Origin of the sequence: Pedobacter xixiisoli (assembly GCF_900215335.1) — a bacterium.
Lineage (GTDB): Bacteria > Bacteroidota > Bacteroidia > Sphingobacteriales > Sphingobacteriaceae > Pedobacter > Pedobacter xixiisoli.
Map to the genome: position 1 here is coordinate 521,951 of NZ_OCMT01000004.1, position 18,394 is coordinate 540,344.

15 protein-coding genes are annotated in these 18,394 nt (G+C 38.7%); 1 reads left to right on the plus strand and 14 read right to left on the minus strand.

The window, feature by feature from the left end:
* Positions 1-34: 34 nt before the first annotated feature.
* From CRO54_RS18390 to CRO54_RS18415, 6 genes are all read right to left on the minus strand, one after another.
* Complete coding sequence (locus tag CRO54_RS18390; RefSeq protein ID WP_097133538.1) at positions 35-1,693, minus strand: IPT/TIG domain-containing protein; 1,659 nt, start codon at positions 1,691-1,693, stop codon at positions 35-37.
* A gap of 9 nt (positions 1,694-1,702) precedes the next feature.
* Positions 1,703-2,470 (minus strand): hypothetical protein, encoded by a 768-nt coding sequence (locus CRO54_RS18395; protein WP_097133539.1) that lies wholly within the window; start codon positions 2,468-2,470, stop codon positions 1,703-1,705.
* Positions 2,471-2,538: 68 nt separating this feature from the next.
* Complete coding sequence (locus CRO54_RS18400; protein WP_097133540.1) at positions 2,539-3,690, minus strand: M28 family metallopeptidase; 1,152 nt, start codon at positions 3,688-3,690, stop codon at positions 2,539-2,541.
* Positions 3,691-3,763: 73 nt separating this feature from the next.
* A complete protein-coding gene (locus CRO54_RS18405; protein ID WP_097133541.1) occupies positions 3,764-4,687 on the minus strand; it encodes a DUF6607 family protein in 924 nt (307 codons plus the stop codon).
* A 97-nt stretch (positions 4,688-4,784) separates the two neighbouring features.
* On the minus strand, positions 4,785-5,945 hold the full coding sequence (locus CRO54_RS18410; RefSeq protein WP_097133542.1) for a PepSY-associated TM helix domain-containing protein: 1,161 nt from the start codon (positions 5,943-5,945) through the stop codon (positions 4,785-4,787).
* Positions 5,946-5,999: 54 nt separating this feature from the next.
* Positions 6,000-8,453 carry a TonB-dependent receptor gene (locus CRO54_RS18415; protein ID WP_097133543.1) on the minus strand — a complete coding sequence of 818 codons (2,454 nt, stop codon included), beginning with the start codon at positions 8,451-8,453 and terminating at the stop codon, positions 6,000-6,002.
* A 140-nt stretch (positions 8,454-8,593) separates the two neighbouring features.
* Between CRO54_RS18415 and CRO54_RS18420 the strand changes: the two genes are divergently transcribed.
* Positions 8,594-9,796 (plus strand): NAD(P)/FAD-dependent oxidoreductase, encoded by a 1,203-nt coding sequence (locus tag CRO54_RS18420; protein WP_097133544.1) that lies wholly within the window; start codon positions 8,594-8,596, stop codon positions 9,794-9,796.
* On the opposite strand, the gene CRO54_RS18425 is transcribed toward CRO54_RS18420, so the two are convergent.
* From CRO54_RS18425 to CRO54_RS18470, 8 genes are all read right to left on the minus strand, one after another.
* Entirely contained in the window at positions 9,797-10,501 is a 705-nt protein-coding gene (locus CRO54_RS18425; RefSeq protein ID WP_097133545.1) for a DUF4397 domain-containing protein, read from the minus strand. It lies immediately after the preceding gene.
* A gap of 154 nt (positions 10,502-10,655) precedes the next feature.
* Positions 10,656-11,987: an argininosuccinate lyase gene (gene argH, locus CRO54_RS18430; RefSeq protein ID WP_097133546.1), complete on the minus strand. Its 1,332-nt coding sequence runs from the start codon at positions 11,985-11,987 to the stop codon at positions 10,656-10,658.
* Positions 11,988-12,151: 164 nt separating this feature from the next.
* Positions 12,152-13,216, minus strand: coding sequence for a M20 family metallo-hydrolase (locus CRO54_RS18435; protein ID WP_097133547.1), 1,065 nt, complete (start codon positions 13,214-13,216; stop codon positions 12,152-12,154).
* Positions 13,217-13,235: 19 nt separating this feature from the next.
* Positions 13,236-13,604, minus strand: a complete 369-nt coding sequence (locus CRO54_RS18440; RefSeq protein WP_097133548.1) for a four helix bundle protein — start codon at positions 13,602-13,604, stop codon at positions 13,236-13,238.
* Between the two features lie 35 nt (positions 13,605-13,639).
* Positions 13,640-14,446, minus strand: a complete 807-nt coding sequence (proC, locus tag CRO54_RS18445) for a pyrroline-5-carboxylate reductase (RefSeq protein ID WP_097133549.1) — start codon at positions 14,444-14,446, stop codon at positions 13,640-13,642.
* A gap of 441 nt (positions 14,447-14,887) precedes the next feature.
* Entirely contained in the window at positions 14,888-15,676 is a 789-nt protein-coding gene (argB, locus tag CRO54_RS18455) for an acetylglutamate kinase (protein WP_097133551.1), read from the minus strand.
* A 384-nt stretch (positions 15,677-16,060) separates the two neighbouring features.
* Positions 16,061-17,047, minus strand: coding sequence for a Rossmann-fold NAD(P)-binding domain-containing protein (locus tag CRO54_RS18465; protein WP_097133552.1), 987 nt, complete (start codon positions 17,045-17,047; stop codon positions 16,061-16,063).
* Positions 17,048-17,188: 141 nt separating this feature from the next.
* Positions 17,189-18,319, minus strand: coding sequence for an aspartate aminotransferase family protein (locus CRO54_RS18470; RefSeq protein ID WP_097133553.1), 1,131 nt, complete (start codon positions 18,317-18,319; stop codon positions 17,189-17,191).
* Positions 18,320-18,394 lie beyond the last annotated feature (75 nt).

Below are 18,394 nucleotides of genomic sequence, written 5' to 3' on the forward strand. Positions count from 1 at the left end.
GATCTGCTCCCTTTTCTGTTTATTAATTTTATGCTTAATTGGTAATGGTAAAATTATTAGGATGAATTACGGTTTGCCCGCCAGTTCGTATCGAAAGTTTCATTGCTCCAGGCGTTACGTTTGATGGCACCGCTACAATCATGGTATTTTCGGTAACACTAATTGGCGTAACGGCTACGGTACCGAATATCACTTGTCCACTACCCTGGTAAAAAGCTGAGCCTTTAATGGTAATTAACGTACCTGCTACACCAGAGGTTGGCGTAAATGAAGTAAATGTTGGGCCAAGTATATCAAATTCGCCTGGAATTAATATTCTCTTATTAGACGGGTCGAAGGTTAATTTCACTTTGCCTGCATCTATGCCCGTGGGTACAATTACTCTTAAGTTAGTTGCCGAAGTGGCTGTTGCGTAAGCGTTGACGTTTCCAAATGAAACGTAATAACTTGTGTTTACAATGAAATTACCTGCAATGTTTACTTCTTTGCCAGGGCCGCCTGATGATGGGGAGAAACCAGTGATTTGGTGACCTAATACTTTTAGCTTTTTAGGTGCCTGTACCTCGTGAGGACCAACTCTATAATATATTGTGTGCTCTCCCTCTGGCGTGCTGGCTGGAACGTTGTAGCTGAAAACGCTACTACTAGAATAACCAGCATTCTGATATTCTCCGTTACCTATTTTTATCATTTGTCTATTGGCACTTCCATCATATTGTGTAGGGAAATTGTTACCGCTAATGGTGATGTTTTGCGTTGGTAAAACGGCTTCTGGGCTCACCGAAGTAATTTGTGGTGCAGCTACGGTAAATACACCTAATGTTTTTCTTTGGCCATTGCTCATTACCGATACGTCTGATGTTTCGCCCACACTAAATGGTACCAAAACTTGCGAATAATAGTTGCCGGTATTGGCTTGAAAGTTGCCAAAATAGATGGGTATGCTGCTACTATAATAAGAATTGTTCGGCATGTTGTCTCCAGAAAGGGTAACTAAAGTGCCAACTGGGCCAGTTTTAGGCGAAAAATCTTTGATGTTGGCCAGTATGGTAAAATACATCGAATTGGTAGCCACTGCACCATCTATAGCTATCGTTACCGATATCTGTTGATTATGATAAGCGTTGATGCCCCCAGGTATTTCTACACTTAATTCGGTATCTGTAGCGCTAATAACTCTCGCTTTTACGTTTTGGAAGTTTACTACTACAGCGTTGATATTGGGATTGTAGAATTTTCCAGCAATCTTAACTACATCACCCGATTGGCCAGAACTTGGTGAAATAGCACTACTGTTTGGCCTAGGTAAGCTAGCTGAAATAGCTGAACCAAATACCGTTCCTTTGTCATCGGCGATGTAGGCCCTGGCCCAAATCATATTCGAGTTAGAGCTGTTTAATGTGATGTTGGTTAACGTTTTGCTAAACTCGCCTTCTGTTGGATTGTTACCTAAAGATACTTTAGTTCCACTATTTTCGTCAGGAACAGAAGTGCTAGTGCTGTAGATAAATCCGTAATCTATAATTTTTTGTTTGCCCTTAGTAATGATATTGCCTACCAGTGTTACACTATTATGGGAAACAGGAGTAATGGTTAACGTCTGTATTTCTGGAGGCGATAATTCATCTTTCTTGCAACTGTTTAAAACTAGAGCAAAAAGGCAAAAAATGCTAAAAAGAGTTAATTTTTTCATGAGCGTATATTAAAACGAATAACCTATACGAATACCATTTACAAGCGAGGTGCCAAATTTACTGGTTGAGTTATTACTGTAATAATTTGGAGTTGTAGGGTTCTGTCCGGTTACGGTTGCCTCTGGTGATTTGTATTTTGTTTTAGAATAACCTAGGTTAAATTCATACCCTAAAAAGAAATCTTTTGCCATGTAAAAATCGAAACCTGCAACTGCGGTTACGCCAAAGCGATTATAAGCATTTTCTGTAACCTTTGTTATTGTAGTGGTGTAATAATAATAAGGTGGCGTACCAGCTTGAATGTATTGGGAAGTATATTCTACCCAAGCATTTTTAATTTTTGAAGTAGAGGCGTTGTTAGAGATTTCTTGGTTAGCACTTTTTGTTCCCCAAAAAATATCGGCTCCAATATAGGGAGATAGTCTTTTAGTTCCTTTAAAGTGTTTTTCGATACCAAAGTTTAAACCAAAACTGGTGCTTTTTCTTTTCTCGGAAGTGAAGTTAGATTGAGCTCCGTAAGGAGTGCCATAGTTTTGAGCCGAATCAATAGTGTTAACGTTAAAACCTAATCTTAAGGCTAATTGAGGAGATAGAAAGTATCTTCCTTTTACCTGATTAAGTACGTTGTTGAAACTTAAATTTCCTTTGAAAGGGTTGAAGTTTAATTCGGTAGCGAAGCTTCCTTTAGTAGGTTTGAAATCAGAAGTTTCAGATTCTTGAGCGCTAGCATAGAGCGAGACCATTGCGATTGCAACGGTTAAAAACATTTTTTTCATTAGACGGGTTAATTTTTGCTGCGAATATAATTGTTATTCGCTGAAAGAGAATAGAATAAGTTGAACTTTTAGTGGATAAGCACTGTATTGAATTTGATAAACAGTTTAAATAGATTTTCGAAGGCTGTTAACGGTAATTTTTTGGCAATATCGTCCACATCGTGATATGCAGGAGAGCCACCCTGTGTATATAAGAAAAATGCTGGAACTCCCTTTTCGGTAAAAAAATGATGATCGCTGTTGGCGGCTTTTCCCCTAGGATTAATTTTAGTTAGGTATTTATGCTCGGCATTAATCTTGTTGAGCAATGCAAATTCTTGGGGATGTATGGTCGCATTGACAACTGTAGCTCCAGCATCGCCATTGCCCAATAAATCTAAATTCCAAAGAAATCGAATGTTTTGTAAAGGGAATAGCGGATTTTCGGTAAAATACTTAGAACCCAACAATCCAGCTTCTTCTGCCGCAAAGGCAATAAAAACAATGCTGTACTTTGGTGGATTGGCAGCGTAGTACTTTGCTAGGTTCAATAACATGGCTATTCCGCTGGCATTATCATTAGCACCCGGGAAATAAATCTGTTCGCCCATTCCTCCCAAATGATCATAATGTGCGGTAAATACAATCATTGAATCGGGCTTTGCGGTGCCCTTTACCATGGCTAATACATTTGCCGCTTTAAAATTAGGCTCTAATCTGTTCTCTACATCAACCTTAATCACCGTAGGGTTAGTTATTACAGCTTTTTGACTGATTTCGATAATCGTGTAATCCAATACTTTTTGCGAAACCGACCAAGTTAGTTTAGGCTGTAAACTGATAGCGATACTTCCGCTTTTACCTAGATACGTAAGACTATCTTTTTTGACGAGGCTATCGGTAATGCTTATTCCTTTGCTTGCTTGGTGTACGATAAAGTCTTTTCCTGCGATTAATTTCCTTCCATCTAGCTTCACCTCCATTTTACTTGGAAAAGTGTTTACAGCGAAGGAAAAGCCTTGTTTAAAATCATTACTACTAATAGGCACCAAACCAAAGCTTCTAAATTCCTTTTCAATATAGTTGGCGGCTTTGCCCATCCCATCTTTGGTATAACCACGGCCCCAATACTTTTTAGAAGTTAAGGTGTTGATGGTTTTCTTTGCGTAGTTTAAGTCTTGTGCGAAGGCATTAGAACCAAAGAAAAAAGAAATGAATAGGAGGAAAGGTAAACGGTACATACGAAAAAATGCTTTGTGCCCACAATATATAAAATTGCCGACACAAAGCATTCGTATTGCTTTTTAATAAGGATTATCCTTTGATTAAATAAGCATTGATGATTTTAGTAATTTCTTCTTTGTTTTTAGCCGATGACCAGTTTTCTTTTACAGATTGTGCATTGGCAGCGAAGAATTTCTCGTAAAGTAATTTATTATCTACTTTCGGAGCCAATTTGATTACTGTATTGTTAGCAAAAACATTGTCCCAAATGTCGCGGGCATCTTTCCAGAATGGGGCATTTTTCTTCCACCATTCTTGTGAGTAGGCAAAAGATTTAGGATCTGTTTTAACAAATTCTTCTAAGCCTTTTTCTTGCGCAATCATTTTATCTTTTTCTCCTGGCGTACGAACAATTTTCTTGTTGTCTTGCTCAAACATCCAGCCGTTTGGTGTTAAGTATACAAAGTTACGACGGTTTAACACGTTATAATCGTTGCGCTCAGTGTGCTCGCGGCGAGGAAGCGGAGAATCAGAATAGCTTAACCATTGCGACCTGCCATCTACATGCACCCAGCTACCAATAGCTTGGTAACGCGGACTGTCATCCACTTGGAATACTTTTTGAGTCCATTTACCTTTAGTTTCTTCAGGTTTTAAGGTAAGGGTTTTCCAAGTGTCTTCTTTATCAAAAGCTAAGATTTTTGGATCTTCGTAAGTCCAATCTTCACGCCAGTGCTTAATGATCATGCTGTCGCCTCTCATTACCAATAAATGCTGAATCACGATTTTTTTAGGAGAGTCTTCCACAATAATGGCGATTTCTTTTGCAGAAGAACGATGTCTGTCGTGATACTTGTAGTCATCATTAGGAGAAAAAGTTTCTGCATAGTTAAAAGTAACCTTGTAAAAGCCAGCTAATGCTTTAATTGCGTTACGGTCTTGCTCAAATTTGTTTTGTGCAAAGGCAAACGAACCCGATAAAAGTAAGACTGCCAATAAATGTATTTTCTTCATGTTTTTATAATTGCTATTTAGACTTATTCCAAAGTATCTGCAAATTAACAAACCATAATTCTGATAAGCAAATTATTTTTAATTATTCTAAATAAGTTTAGTGACTTGGTTTTGATTTGTTTCTTCGGCCCCACCAAATGATACAACCAGTGATAGGTAAACTTGCGGCAATTAAACTGGCTATAAATGCCAGTATTTTCCCTGGAATGCCGGCAATGGCACCAATATGGATGTCATAGTTCATCCGTATGATTTTGTCGGCGGCAGAGGTATTAGCGAATTTTCCAAATATGTGTTTCACTTCAATTTCTTTTAAGGTGTGTTGGTCGAAATACCTGTAATCTGCTTTCCAATAGGTGCTAGGATCTGGATTTTTAGCAATTTCTACAGTTCCTTTTTTATCCTCGGGAATGTGTACATCCATACTTCCTTTAAACTTTGGGTCTTCCTTCATAAATCTTGCCCATAATTGATCTGCCGCTGCGGCGTTTAAATTCAATTTGGCAATAGATGTCGTATCAGAATAGGTTTCTTCAAACATTGTGATGCTTTTACCACCAGAGCTCACCCAATAAACAGATTTAGAAAACCACTGAAAACCCATGATCATACCTGTTAAACCAATAAAAATGGCAACGAAGGTGATATAAAAGCCTAAGACGTTGTGCAGATCGTAGTTTAACCTGCGCCATTTCGATTTCAACTTTACAGAGAATCTTTGTTTCCTAGCTGCTTTACTTTTTGGCCACCATAAAATCAATCCCGAGATAAGCAGGAAAACGAACATCATTGTGGCTGTGGTTAAAATCGGTTGCCCAATTTCTGGAGGTAGCCACAAGTAATAATGCCCCATGATGATGATCCTAAAGAAATCCTCATCCATATTTTTAACCTTTAAAACTTTACCGCTGTACTGATCAACAAATACGGTATAGTAGTAGGCAGGGACATCGTGATAGTAAACTACCTGTGCGGTTCTGCCAGGCTGATAATTTACGCTGTGCGCTTTCTTGTTTGGCAAAGCTTTATCTGCAATTGCTTTGAGTTGAGTTGGCGGTAAAAGAGGTTTGCGCTGTGTTTCAGTAAAGCGATAAGATTGAGTCGCATCTTCAATTTCTCTTTCAAATGCTAGGATGCAACCCGTAATACCCAGAAATACCACAAAAAGCCCGGAGATTAAACCGAGCCATAAGTGTATTCTGCCTATCCAGTATTTAAATTGATTTTTCTTTTTCTTTATTGGCTTTCTAGCTTCCATTCTGTATCATTTGAAAGCCAACCAAGCTTTGTTTTGATGGTTGGCTTTTTATAATTAAAATTTATAAGCTATGCTCAATCTATAATTTCTAGGCGCTTCAGCTTGCCAAGAATAAACACCTAAATCGTAGTTAGGGGCATTCCAATAGCCGGTGTAGTAAGCTCCCGTGAATAGATACTTGTCTAGTACGTTGAAAACATTCGCATTTATTCTCAAGCTTTTATTTTCCCAGAATAAACCGCCATCTAATTTGAAATAGTTTGGCAGATTACGCTCTTCGTTAGTACCGCTAAAAGTACCCATGGCACGACCAGCTAAATGGCTGAAACCAGCGCTAATACCAGTGCCTTTTAAAGCTCCGTTTTGTAAGGTATAGCTTAGCCAAGCGTTTGAGGTATGTTTAGCAAAGCCGGGTACTACTTCTCCCACTGCCACTCCTTGTACTCCATCAGCAACTTTGGTAATTTTTCCATCGGTGTAGGCATAGTTGGCAATTAGCTTTAAACCTGCAGTAATTTCACCTCTTACGTCAAATTCGATACCTTGTGCTCTTTTCTCGCCAATTACGATGCTATAGTTTTCTCTGATAGGGTTTGCGGGATCAGCAGGATTCGGAATAAAACTATTCGTCGGGTCTGTGCCTAGTTCATTTTGCTTCACTATCCTATACACCGATAGCGTAGTATTCCATTTGCCATCTAGCCAATCTTTTTTAATACCTGCTTCATAATTGGTTCCAGTTAATGGCAGGTTTTCTTGACCATTACGTAAAATGCCTGATTGTGGTACAAAAGATTGGTCGTAAACTGCATAGATTGAAGTATTCTTGTCAACGGAGTAACTTAAGCCAAGTCTTGGTGTCACTTTTTTCGCTGTATTAGGCGTACCACCATAGGCAGATTGGTTAACATAAGTATATCTTCCTGCCAAAGTCAGTCTCAATTTATTATTGAAGAAACCTAATTCGTCCTGGATATAAGCGCTAAGGTATTTTTGATCGATGTTGTTTGCTGCACCTCGTTCCTGTAGACTAAGGCTTCTATCAAATGAAGGATATCCATTACCTGGAAAGCCATAATTTGGATTATTGACATCAAACGGTGCGCTGGCCAAGTCTAAATCATGAGATTGGTTAAAGTCTGCTATGTAATGTTTCTTACCTCCATCAAATCCAGCTAAAATTCTGTGTACAATACCACCCGTATTTGCTTGGCCATTGATGAAAAACTGAGCCAGTTTCATGGTGCTTTCTGCATCCCAAATACCTACATTTCTGATAATGGTATTGTTTGTATAGACGGCCGATGGCCAAGAACTGTAACCGGTTTGCAGATATTTTGAGTAAGCCACTTGCGCAGTAGCTTTCCAAGTATCACTGAAATTATGTTGTAGGTTTACAAATGCGCTATGGTCGTTTATTCTCGTGTCTGGTACTCCAGGCTGCGTAAAAGTAAAGTCTCTAGGCAGTGTAGCGTAGCCGTTAGGACTAAAGATATAATACGAACCTACTTCCGTCATCTTTGCGTTTTGTAAAGCATATTCTGCAGTAATTTTGGTCTTACGGCTTAATTGATAACTCAACGACGGAGCGAAAGTGTATCTATCGTTGCTTTCATAAGGTCTAAAAGAGCCTTTAGTTTGTGCTGCTGCATTCAGTCTAAACAAGAATTTACCGTCGGCGGTTATTTTATGGTCAAGATCTATGGCAGTTCTGTATAAATCAAAGCTTCCAATGGTGAAAGAAACCTCCCCTTTATTGATTCCAGTAGGTTTTTTAGTTACAACGTTGTATAAACCGCTCGGATCGCCATTGCCCAACATAAATCCAGCTGGACCTTTTACAAACTCAATATGATCTACAAAGCTCATGTCTTCGGTTAAGGGCCCCCAGTAAGAGTTTACGAAATTAAAGCCATTACGCATTGCTTGTACTTGCGATCCTCTCATTTTAATATTGGTGTATAAGTCGCCCCAATGTTCTGATCTAGCAGCACCACTTACATTTCTTATCAATCCATCGCTCATACTAATAATTTGTTGATCTTTAATAAGTTGCTCGCTAACCGTTTGGATGTTTTGAGGAGCTTCTAATAGAGGTTCATTTAATCTAAGAGAGGCCGATGGCAAACTAACCTTATACTTGTTTTTCTTGCCTTCAATGGTAACTTCTTGAAGTGCCTCTTTATTTTCGGTAAGTATAAAATTCAAGCTGGCTGTTTCTCCAGCAGTTACGGTGATGTTTTTCTCTTGGGAGATTAAACCTACGGCACTCACTTTTAATGTATAATTGCCTGGTTTTATCTTATTCAATGTGAAGTTTCCATTATCATCAGATAAGGTATTTTGAGTTAATCCTTTTAGGCCAACACTGATAAAGGCGGCAGGTTGCCCGTCTGATGTGGTAATTTTTCCTTTGATGGTAGAGGTCTGTTGAGAGAAAGCGTTAAGACTTAGGGATAGCAGCATAAAAACTATCGTGATTGATCTTAAAGTAGCTTTAGAATACATTTTAATTTTTTATTTAGACTTATTATAAATTGTGGCAAATATAGAGCGTAATTTTTTAATTACAAATTAAAATGAGATTAGAAGATAGATTGATGTAAAACTTGTCAGCTTTTCTGCTGTTATAGCAAAAAAACATCGTTATGGACATTAGATCTAATGAACCTTTTTGGTTAGTAAATAATGGAATTTTAAATGCTTATCCCTCGCTAAGAAAGGATATGGTTTGCGATGTACTGATTGTTGGTGCTGGTATTACTGGAGCATTAATGGCACATGCATGTGTTGGTGCAGGTTTTCATACCGTCGTGATTGATAAGAGGGAAGTAGCTAACGGGAGTACCTCTGCAACAACTTCTATGTTGCAATATGAAATTGACGTACCACTTTATGAATTGGAAAAACTAATAGGCGAAGTAGGAGCAATAGCGAGTTACAAAGCTTGTCGAAATGCTATTGATAGGCTAGGGCGTATTGCCGAAGATATAAAATCTGATGCGGGTTTTACCAAGAAAGATTCGCTTTATTTTGCCAATACAACAAAAGATGTAAAGTGGCTAAAGCAAGAGTTTGAAAAGAGACTAAAGGCTGGTTTCGAAGTACAATGGTTAGATGCAAAACAGATTCAAGCGGACTATGACTTGAAAGCGGAAGGTGGAATTCTGTCAAAAGATGGCGCAAGTGTAGATGCATTTCGTTTGGCTCATCAATTGCTAAACTATAATCAAAAGCGAAAACTAGAAATTTATGATAAAACAGCACTCAAAAAGGTAAAGTACCTGAAAGACGAGGTGTTGATAGAAACGAACACAGAAGCAAAAATTAGGGCTAAAAAAATTATCTACTGTACTGGATATGAAAGCACACAGGTTATCCCAGAGAAGATAGTGAAGCTGAAAAGCACCTATGCCATGGTTAGCGAAAGAATGGATCAAATTCCATCCTCGTTAAACAATACCTTATTTTGGAATACCGACAATCCATATTTATACATGCGTACCACGGCTGATGGAAGACTATTGGTTGGTGGCGAAGACGAGAACTTTAAAAATGCTACGCTACGAGATGCTTTGCTGAATAAGAAGGAAGAAAAGTTAACAAAAGCAATTCATAAGCTAATGCCCAAAACGGAATTTATAACAGACTTTGTGTGGTGTGGTACTTTTGGCGAAACCAAGGATGGTTTGCCTTATATTGGTCCTCATCCCAAATTCCCAAACACTTATTTTTGCTTGGGATTTGGAGGAAATGGGATTACATTTTCGGTAATTGGTGCCGATATGATTGTGGGTATGTTGCAAAATGAAATAGACCCCTTTGCTTATTTCTTTAGGTTTGGCAGGTAATTATTGGTGGGTAATTACCTGTCCGTTAAAAGTTCTTTCGTTGTTGCCTGGGTTAAACTTGCCACCAGCAATAATGGTATAGAATTTTCCATTTACTAAAGTGTGCTCGACAGTAGTTTTAGCTGTACTCGCAGAAGTTTCTTTAATTTCGAAAACCTTTGCACCAGCATCTACAGCTGCAAATGCGCTATTTTTCTTAAAAGCTTGGTTAGATGCTAAATTGGTGGTTGCATCTTTGATACGTAAATCTAAAGCAGTTGCATCAGGCGATAAATTAATGAAACGTACGTAAGCTTTGTCGGCTGCTGGAGTCCCAAAATCATCTGTAACAAGCACACCATCAAAGCTTCCGGTGTTGCCCGTTAAATATAAAGTAGAAAAAGTGTTGTTGCCTACCGCAATGCCAGTTTTAGTGTAAACTGAAGCCGTTTCACTCGCTATGGTAAACTTGCTTTCGTAAGTGCCTGCAGTAAGTTGGGTATATTTCACACCTCCTGCATAAGGTAAAGCAGCGCTATTCAATTTTGAACCATTTAGATATACGTCATGAGTAGCGGTGCTTGGTGAAGCATTATAAATACTTAAAGAACCATATTCTGTTACTTGGGTATCATTTTTTCCGCAAGCAGAGGCCAAAGCAACTATTGCGATTGCGAATATGCTATATAATGTTTTGAATGAGAATTTGGTATAAGTTGTATTCATGTTTAAGAATTGATGACTAATTAGTCGTAAGATTATTTTCAAATATACAAATATTGCTTTTATCGGTTTTATTCTGATGTTAAACTTTGTTAAATCGAATCAGAAGACAAGTTTTAAAAGAAAAGACCCGAATTTACTTCGAGTCTTTTAAAATCTATGCAATTAAGTTTTTGATGGCTTGATTTACTTTCTCAAATCCAAATTGATTTAAGGTTTGTTTCATTCCTGCAGCAATTTCCTCATTCATCAAGTTTCCAATGGTACCTTCATGCGTATGTTTTACTTCGTACATGGGTTTAAATGTTCCAGTTTCAATCTGCTCGCCAACTACTTTGTAGGCATCCCTAAAAGGCATCCCGTTTAAAGCTAAGTCATTTACCACTTCTACGCTAAATAGGTAATCATATTTTTTGTCTTTAAGGATATCATCTTTGATACTGATATGCTGCAACATGAAAGTGGTGATTTCTAAACATTCGTTCAGTGAAATAAAGGCTGGGAAAAGATTTTCTTTCAATAATTGTAAGTCCCTGTGGTAACCTGATGGCAAATTGGTGGTCATCATGGCTATTTCGTTAGGCAAAGCCTGAATTTTATTACAACGAGAACGTACCAGCTCAAAAACATCTGGGTTTTTCTTGTGCGGCATAATGCTACTTCCAGTCGTTAATTCGGATGGGAAACTGATGAACCCGAAGTTCTGGTTAATGAACAAACAAACATCCATCGCCATTTTTGCTAAAGTTGCCGCTACTGACGACATGGCCTGTGCTAAAATACGTTCGGTTTTGCCACGTCCCATTTGGGCGTATACTACGTTATAATTTAAGCTTTCGAAGCCTAAAAGTTGTGTGGTTAAAGTTCTGTTTAATGGAAATGAAGAACCATAACCGGCAGCCGAACCTAATGGGTTTTTATTGGTGATCTTCCAAGCGGCCAACATCAATTCCATATCATCTGCCAAGCTTTCGGCATAAGCGCCAAACCACAAACCAAATGAAGATGGCATCGCAATTTGTAAATGCGTATAACCTGGCAACAATTTGCTTTTATGTGCTTCGCTCAGCTGAATTAGCTGATTGAACAAAGCTTCGGTGTTACCTACCATTTCTTCAATGCAACTACGGAAATATAGCTTCAAATCCACCAAAACTTGGTCGTTACGTGAACGCCCACTGTGGATTTTCTTGCCGGCTTCGCCGATGCGTTGTGTTAACAACCATTCTACTTGCGAGTGCACATCTTCTACGCTTTCTTCGATAACGAAGTTACCTTCTTCAATTTCTCTGTAGATATTTTTTAAAGCCACCTGAACTTCCGCTAGCTCTTCGGCGGTTAACAGATTGATGGTTTCTAGCATTTGCGTATGCGCTAAAGAGCCCAATACATCAAACTTTGCCATTTGCAAATCCAACTCTCTGTCTTTACCTACAGTAAAGTTTTCTACAAATTGGTTTACATCAATATTTTTCTGCCAAATTTTCATTGTATACGTATTTGTTTTTCAATTATTATGAAGTTTGCTAAAGCAATTTTCATAACATTAACTCCGTCATTGCGAGGAACGAAGCAATCCTTTTTAATTAATACTTGCTGTAAAGATTGCTTCGTTCCTCGCAATGACGAGTAGCCTAAGCAATCAGTTAAATTCTATAATCCCACCACTGGTTTTAACATCGCAATATAACCCTCAATCCCTTGTCTAATTTCATCTACATACAAAAATTCATCTGCCATGTGTGAGCGACCAGAAAAACCTGGGCCACATTTTAGCGATGGAATAGACAATAAAGCTTGATCTGAAGTAGTAGGTGAGCCGTAGGTGGTTTTTCCTAAGGCAATACCTGATACTACAATTGGATGGTTTTTATCAATCGACGAAGGTTTTAGTCTTACCGAACGAGGTTTCACTTCGCAATTTACATGTTGTTTAATGATTTCTACCACTTCTTCGTTGGTATAAGCATCAGTTACTCGAACATCAACTGTGAAAGTACAATTTGCTGGCACTACGTTATGTTGCGAACCAGCATTGATAATGGTTACCGTCATTTTCACCGGACCAAAAACTTCAGATACTTTCGGGAATTGGTAAGTACGGAACCATTCGATATCTGGTAAAGCTTTGTAGATCGCGTTCTCTCCTTCTTCCCTCGCTGCGTGACCAGCTTTTCCGTGAGCAGTGCAGTCGATGACCAACAAGCCTTTTTCGGCAATAGCCAAGTGCATTTCTGTAGGTTCGCCAACAATAGCAAATTCCAGTTCTCCCAAATCAGGGATCACCAATTCCAAGCCATCGTTACCTGAGATTTCTTCTTCGGCAGTTGCCGCTAAACAAAAGTTGTATTTTAAACCTTCTTGCTCGTAGAAATACAAGAAAGTAGCAATTAGCGAGACCAAACAACCACCGGCGTCATTACTGCCCAAGCCAAACAACATACCATCTTCAATTGCCGCATCATAAGGATCGCGGGTATAGCCCGAATTTGGCTTCACCGTGTCGTGGTGCGAATTCAGTAAAATGGTTGGTTTAGCCGCATCGAAATGCTTGTTGTAAGCCCAAACATTATTCAGCTTACGGTTGGTTTTAATGCCGTGTTCTCCTAAAAACTGCGCAATTAAATTCGCAGTTCTATCTTCTTCCTTGCTAAAAGACTGAATGCGTATTAAATCACGCAATAATTCAGTACTTTCTTTAATTAATCTATCTATCATTCTATTTACGATATTAGAATTACGATTTACGATTTTGTTCGTTTCTGCGAATAGTTACAATTGATGCCACTATGATTGACAACAGTTCATTTCCCTCTTCCCAATTCTTTCGGATAATATCTTTTTCATTTGGGTTGAATTCTTCCAACAATTCTAGAAAAAACATCGTTTCATCTAATTCTTCTTCAACTATCTTCAATTTATTTACGAAATCTGCAGTAGATTTTGCTCTACATGCAGCTCTATAATTTGCCCCAACCGAACTAGAACATCTTACCAATTGATTAGAATAGTTTTTATTTACTACGTTATACGACAAGCTCGAAATTAGCTTAGCTATTGATATCGAATATGCTTTCGTTCGCTGTTTTAACATCTCGCTATTCATAATCGTAAATCTAAAATCGTACTTCGTAAATCCCCTTATTCATTATACAGTCCACCAGCTTTTTTAGCTGATAGTTTAATTCCTTTAATTAGCGATGAACTGAAACCATTATGCTCCATTTCATTTAAGCCTGCAATGGTACAACCTTTCGGCGAAGTTACCTTATCTATTTCAGTTTCTGGGTGGGTTTGGTTCAACAAAAGTAAATCTGCTGCCCCTTTTGCTGTTTGTACCGCCATTTTCAGCGCATCATGCGCATGAAAGCCAATTTCTACACCACCTTGTGATGCCGCTCTGATGCTACGCAAAAAGAAGGCGATACCACAAGCACATAAAGCAGTTGCCGAAGTCATCAAATCTTCTTGAATAGTGACTACAGCACCAACGGTTTCGAATAAAGTTACTACTTCGGTTAAATTTTCTTCCGAAGCATTATCTGTAGCCACGCAAGTCATGCTCTGACCAATTGAAATTGCGGTGTTTGGCATGGCTCTAATCACCTGCACATTTTCGCCCAACTCCTTGCGAACGTCAGCACAAGTTACTCCAGAAATTACCGATACAAACAATTGCTTTTCTGGATTTACGGCAGGAGCTAATTGCACTAAAACTTTTTTCAATTGCTGCGGAAGTACCGCTAAAACAACAATATCAACGTCTTCAATTGCGGCTAGATTATCATCGCTTACTTTAAATCCTGCAGCCACTTCCTCTGTCATCATTTTGATGTTTCTACGGGTTAAAGTGATATTTTCTGCCTTGCAATAAGCTTTGTTTACCAGTCCTTTCGCTAAAGACAGTCCGATATTTCCGCTACCGATAATGGTTATTTTTTTTGCCATGATTAAAATTCTCCTTCGGATTGATTACACCGATTATTTGATTACACTAATTTCTATTTTTTGAAAACAGTTGCGATGCTCTTTTTAATGTTAGTCCTGCCTGTCCCGTATTTATCGGGGCTATTCGCTCTAATCTTTTTTAAACTTCTTGTCATGCTGAGCTTGTCGAAGCACATTTCATCGCTCACAATGCTTCGACAAGCTCAGCATGACACGCAACGGAAGTTTCTACTTAAAAAAGTATTTCCGCTGCTATCAGGTTTATTGAACTTCTTTCGTGCAAACTACATCAAACCTAAATCTTCCGTCATTGCGAGGTACGAAGCAATCTTAAAGCGAAAGATATTTAACCATAGTTGTAAGATTGCTTCGTACCTCGCAATGACGAGATGGCTAAGCTAGGCCAAAAACCTTAAACCCTACACATTCTACCTTTCAGCTTTACTTCAACAACTTCGTTCCAAACGTTCCTTTTTCAATTTCAGCTAGTTCATCGGCTTTGCCAATATAAACCGAAGTAACCCCTTTGTTAATTGCTTCAAACGCATTATGCAATTTTGGTATCATTCCGCCAGCTACCGTGCCATCAGCTTTTAATGGCTCAAAATCTGCTGACCGGATTTCCCTTACTACAGTTGCATCATCATTTACATCTTTCAGCACCCCTTTCTTTTCGAAGCAATATACCAAATGTGTTTCGTATGCACTAGACATCGCTACTGCTACCGCCGAAGCAATCGTATCAGCATTGGTATTTAGCAACTGCGTTTCACCATCGTGAGTAATGGCGCAAAGTACAGGAACAAATCCCGCCTGTAGCAAATTAGCTAAAGACGAAACAGAGACCGAATTTTCATCTAAATCTCCCACAAAACCATAATCTATTTCCTTTACTGGGCGCTTTTTCGCTTTGATGATATTTCCATCCGCACCAGTCAAGCCAATTGCATTTGAACCTTTGGCTTGCAGTTGCGCTACAATATTTTTGTTAATTAACCCAGCATACACCATGGTCACCACCCGTAACGTATCGATATCGGTAATCCTACGTCCATCCACCATTTTTGCTTCAATACCTAATGATGCACTGGTTTCTGTAGCAATTTTACCGCCGCCATGAATTAATATCTTTGGACCTTCTAACGCCGTAAAATCGTTTAAAAAATGATGTAAGTTCTCAGAATTATCAATGACGTTTCCGCCTATTTTGATGATGGTTAGTTTTTGCATAGTGTCTTCTCGTCATTGCGAGCCTGCGAAGCAATCCTAAAGGGTTTGCCAAGTTAATACTCTTTTAATGTAATGTTTCAAACAAGTCTAACCAATTTGGATTGAGACTTTTCACTAATTCTATTTTTTGTTGTCTACTTCCTGATTTAATTCTCTTTTCTTCAGCTATAGCTTCTTCAATATTTGGATAAAAAATGAAAATATACTAGTTTAAAACATTTATATCTTGAAGTAAAACTGTTCTGGTAGACATTGTTTTTGTGCTGCCAAACTCAATTTCTTAAATCAGATGTTACACCTGTATAATAAACGTTATTAAATTCATTTTTTACGATGTAAACACAGGCACCTCTTTGCATTACAAGCCTCGCAATGACGGTAATGTTATTTTAATTCTTCCAACATTGCTTTTAGTACCGCTTGTGCAGACCACAATCTGTTTCCTGCTTCGTGGATAACTAACGAATTTGGTCCATCCAATATTTCAGAAGCCAATTCTAAATCGCGACGAACTGGCAAACAGTGCATTACTTTTGCGTTGTTGGTTAGCTTCAGTTTCTCGTTATTCATCATCCATCCCTCTGGAAAGTCTAACAACTTACCATATTCCTTGTAGCTACTCCAGTTTTTCACGTAAACATAATCAGCATCAGTGATAGCTTCATCTAAGTTATGAGAGATTTTTGCTCCAGTCGTAAAGCTTTCTTCTAACTCAAATCCTTCTGGTTGTGCAATGGTAAAATCTAACATGCCTTCGGCTTGCGCTCTGCTCATCCATTCGGCGAAAGAATTTGGAACTGCCTGCGGCAAAGGTTTAATGTGTGGTGCCCACGCCAAAACTACTTTCGGTACTTTTCCATTAGCCTTTTCTTCTGCGGAAATTGGGTTGGTTTCGGTGATGGTTACTAAATCCGCTAAACTTTGTAGAGGGTGTCTGGTAGCGCTTTCTAAGCTCACCACAGGTACACCACAAAACTTCACAAACTTATTGAAAAACTCCTCGTTGTAATCTTCTTCTCTGTTTTGCAATTTCGGGAAAGAACGCAAACCCAAAATATCGCAATACTCGCCCATTACGGCAGCAGCTTCGCGGATATGTTCCACGGTGGTACCGTTCATGATGATACCATCTTGCGTTTCCAAAGCCCAGCCTTCCTTATCCATGTTCATCACCATTACGTTCATCCCTAGGTTAAGGGCCGCTTTTTGGGTACTTAAACGGGTACGCAAGCTTGGATTCATAAACACCAATCCGAGGGTTTTATTTTTACCCAAATCGCCGTAAGCATAAGGATTGGCTTTTAATGCCAATGCGCTTGCTACTAATTGTTTGATGTCCTGCACATCACTTACCGATGAAAATAATTTCATTTTTTATAGTTTAAAGGGGTAAGGTTTAGAGGTTTCCCTCAATTATTATTTCGTTATTGCGAGGCACGAAGCAATCTTAGTGCAAGATGCTTACAAAAGTTGTAAGATTGCTTCGTGCCACGCAATGACGGGTCGTTTATATTATTTCACTAATTCAGCAAATGCTTTTAGGAAATCGTCTGCGTTTTCCTTCGTCAAATTCAATGCTGGCAATAAACGAATTACATTAGGCTTAGCTTCACCAGTAAAAATGAAATGTTTGAACAACAAATCTTTCTTTACATGAGCTAGTTCTTCTGGTAACTCAATGCCAATCATTAAGCCTCTTCCACGAACTTCTTTTACTTGCTCGAATTTCTTCAATTCTTCGATTAAGTAAGTGCCAATTTCTTCAGCGTTTTTCATCAAGTTATCTTTTTCGATAACTTCTAGCACTGCTAATGCTGCTGCACAAGCTAGATGGTTGCCGCCGAAAGTGGTACCCAATTGTCCGTGCCAAGGTTTAAATTTTGGTGCAATTGAGATACCTGCAATTGGAAATCCATTACCCATTCCCTTAGCCATCGTGTAAATATCAGCATCAACGCCAGCCCAATCGTGCGAATAGAATTGTCCTGTTCTACCGTAACCACATTGTACGCTATCAGCTACGTAAACAGCATTGTACTCATCGCAAAGCGAACGGATTTTTTGCAAAAAGCTCTTAGAAGCTTCTTTGATACCACCAACCCCTTGAATACCTTCGATAATTACCGCAGCAATTTCATTTCCATGTTTTGAAAATTCATCAGCTAAGGCTTGCTCATCGTTAAAAGGCAAGAAGATGATGTTCTCGGTTTCATTTACTGGAGCTACAATTTTCGGATTATCCGTAGCAGCAACCGCTAAAGAGGTACGTCCGTGGAAAGCACCTTTAAAAGCGATGATTTTCTTTCTTCCGTTGTAGAAAGAAGCTAGTTTTAAAGCATTTTCGTTCGCTTCTGCACCAGAGTTCAATAAGAACAATTGGTAATCGGTTTTTCCAGAAACCTGACCTAATTTCTCCGCCAATTGTGCCTGCAAGGGAATTTTGATAGAGTTAGAGTAAAACCCAACTTTGTTTAACTGATCGGTTAAACACTGCACATAATGCGGGTTGGTATGGCCAATGCTAATTACCGCATGCCCGCCATATAGGTCTAAATATTTTTGTCCGTTAGCATCCCAAACATTGCTGCCTGCTGCTTTGGTGATTTCTATGTCGTTTAATGGATATACGTCGTATAAGTTCATTTTGTTGTTGCTGTGTTGTTGTCATGTTGAGCTTGTCGAAGCATCTGCAAGCGATAAAACAGATGCTTCGACAAG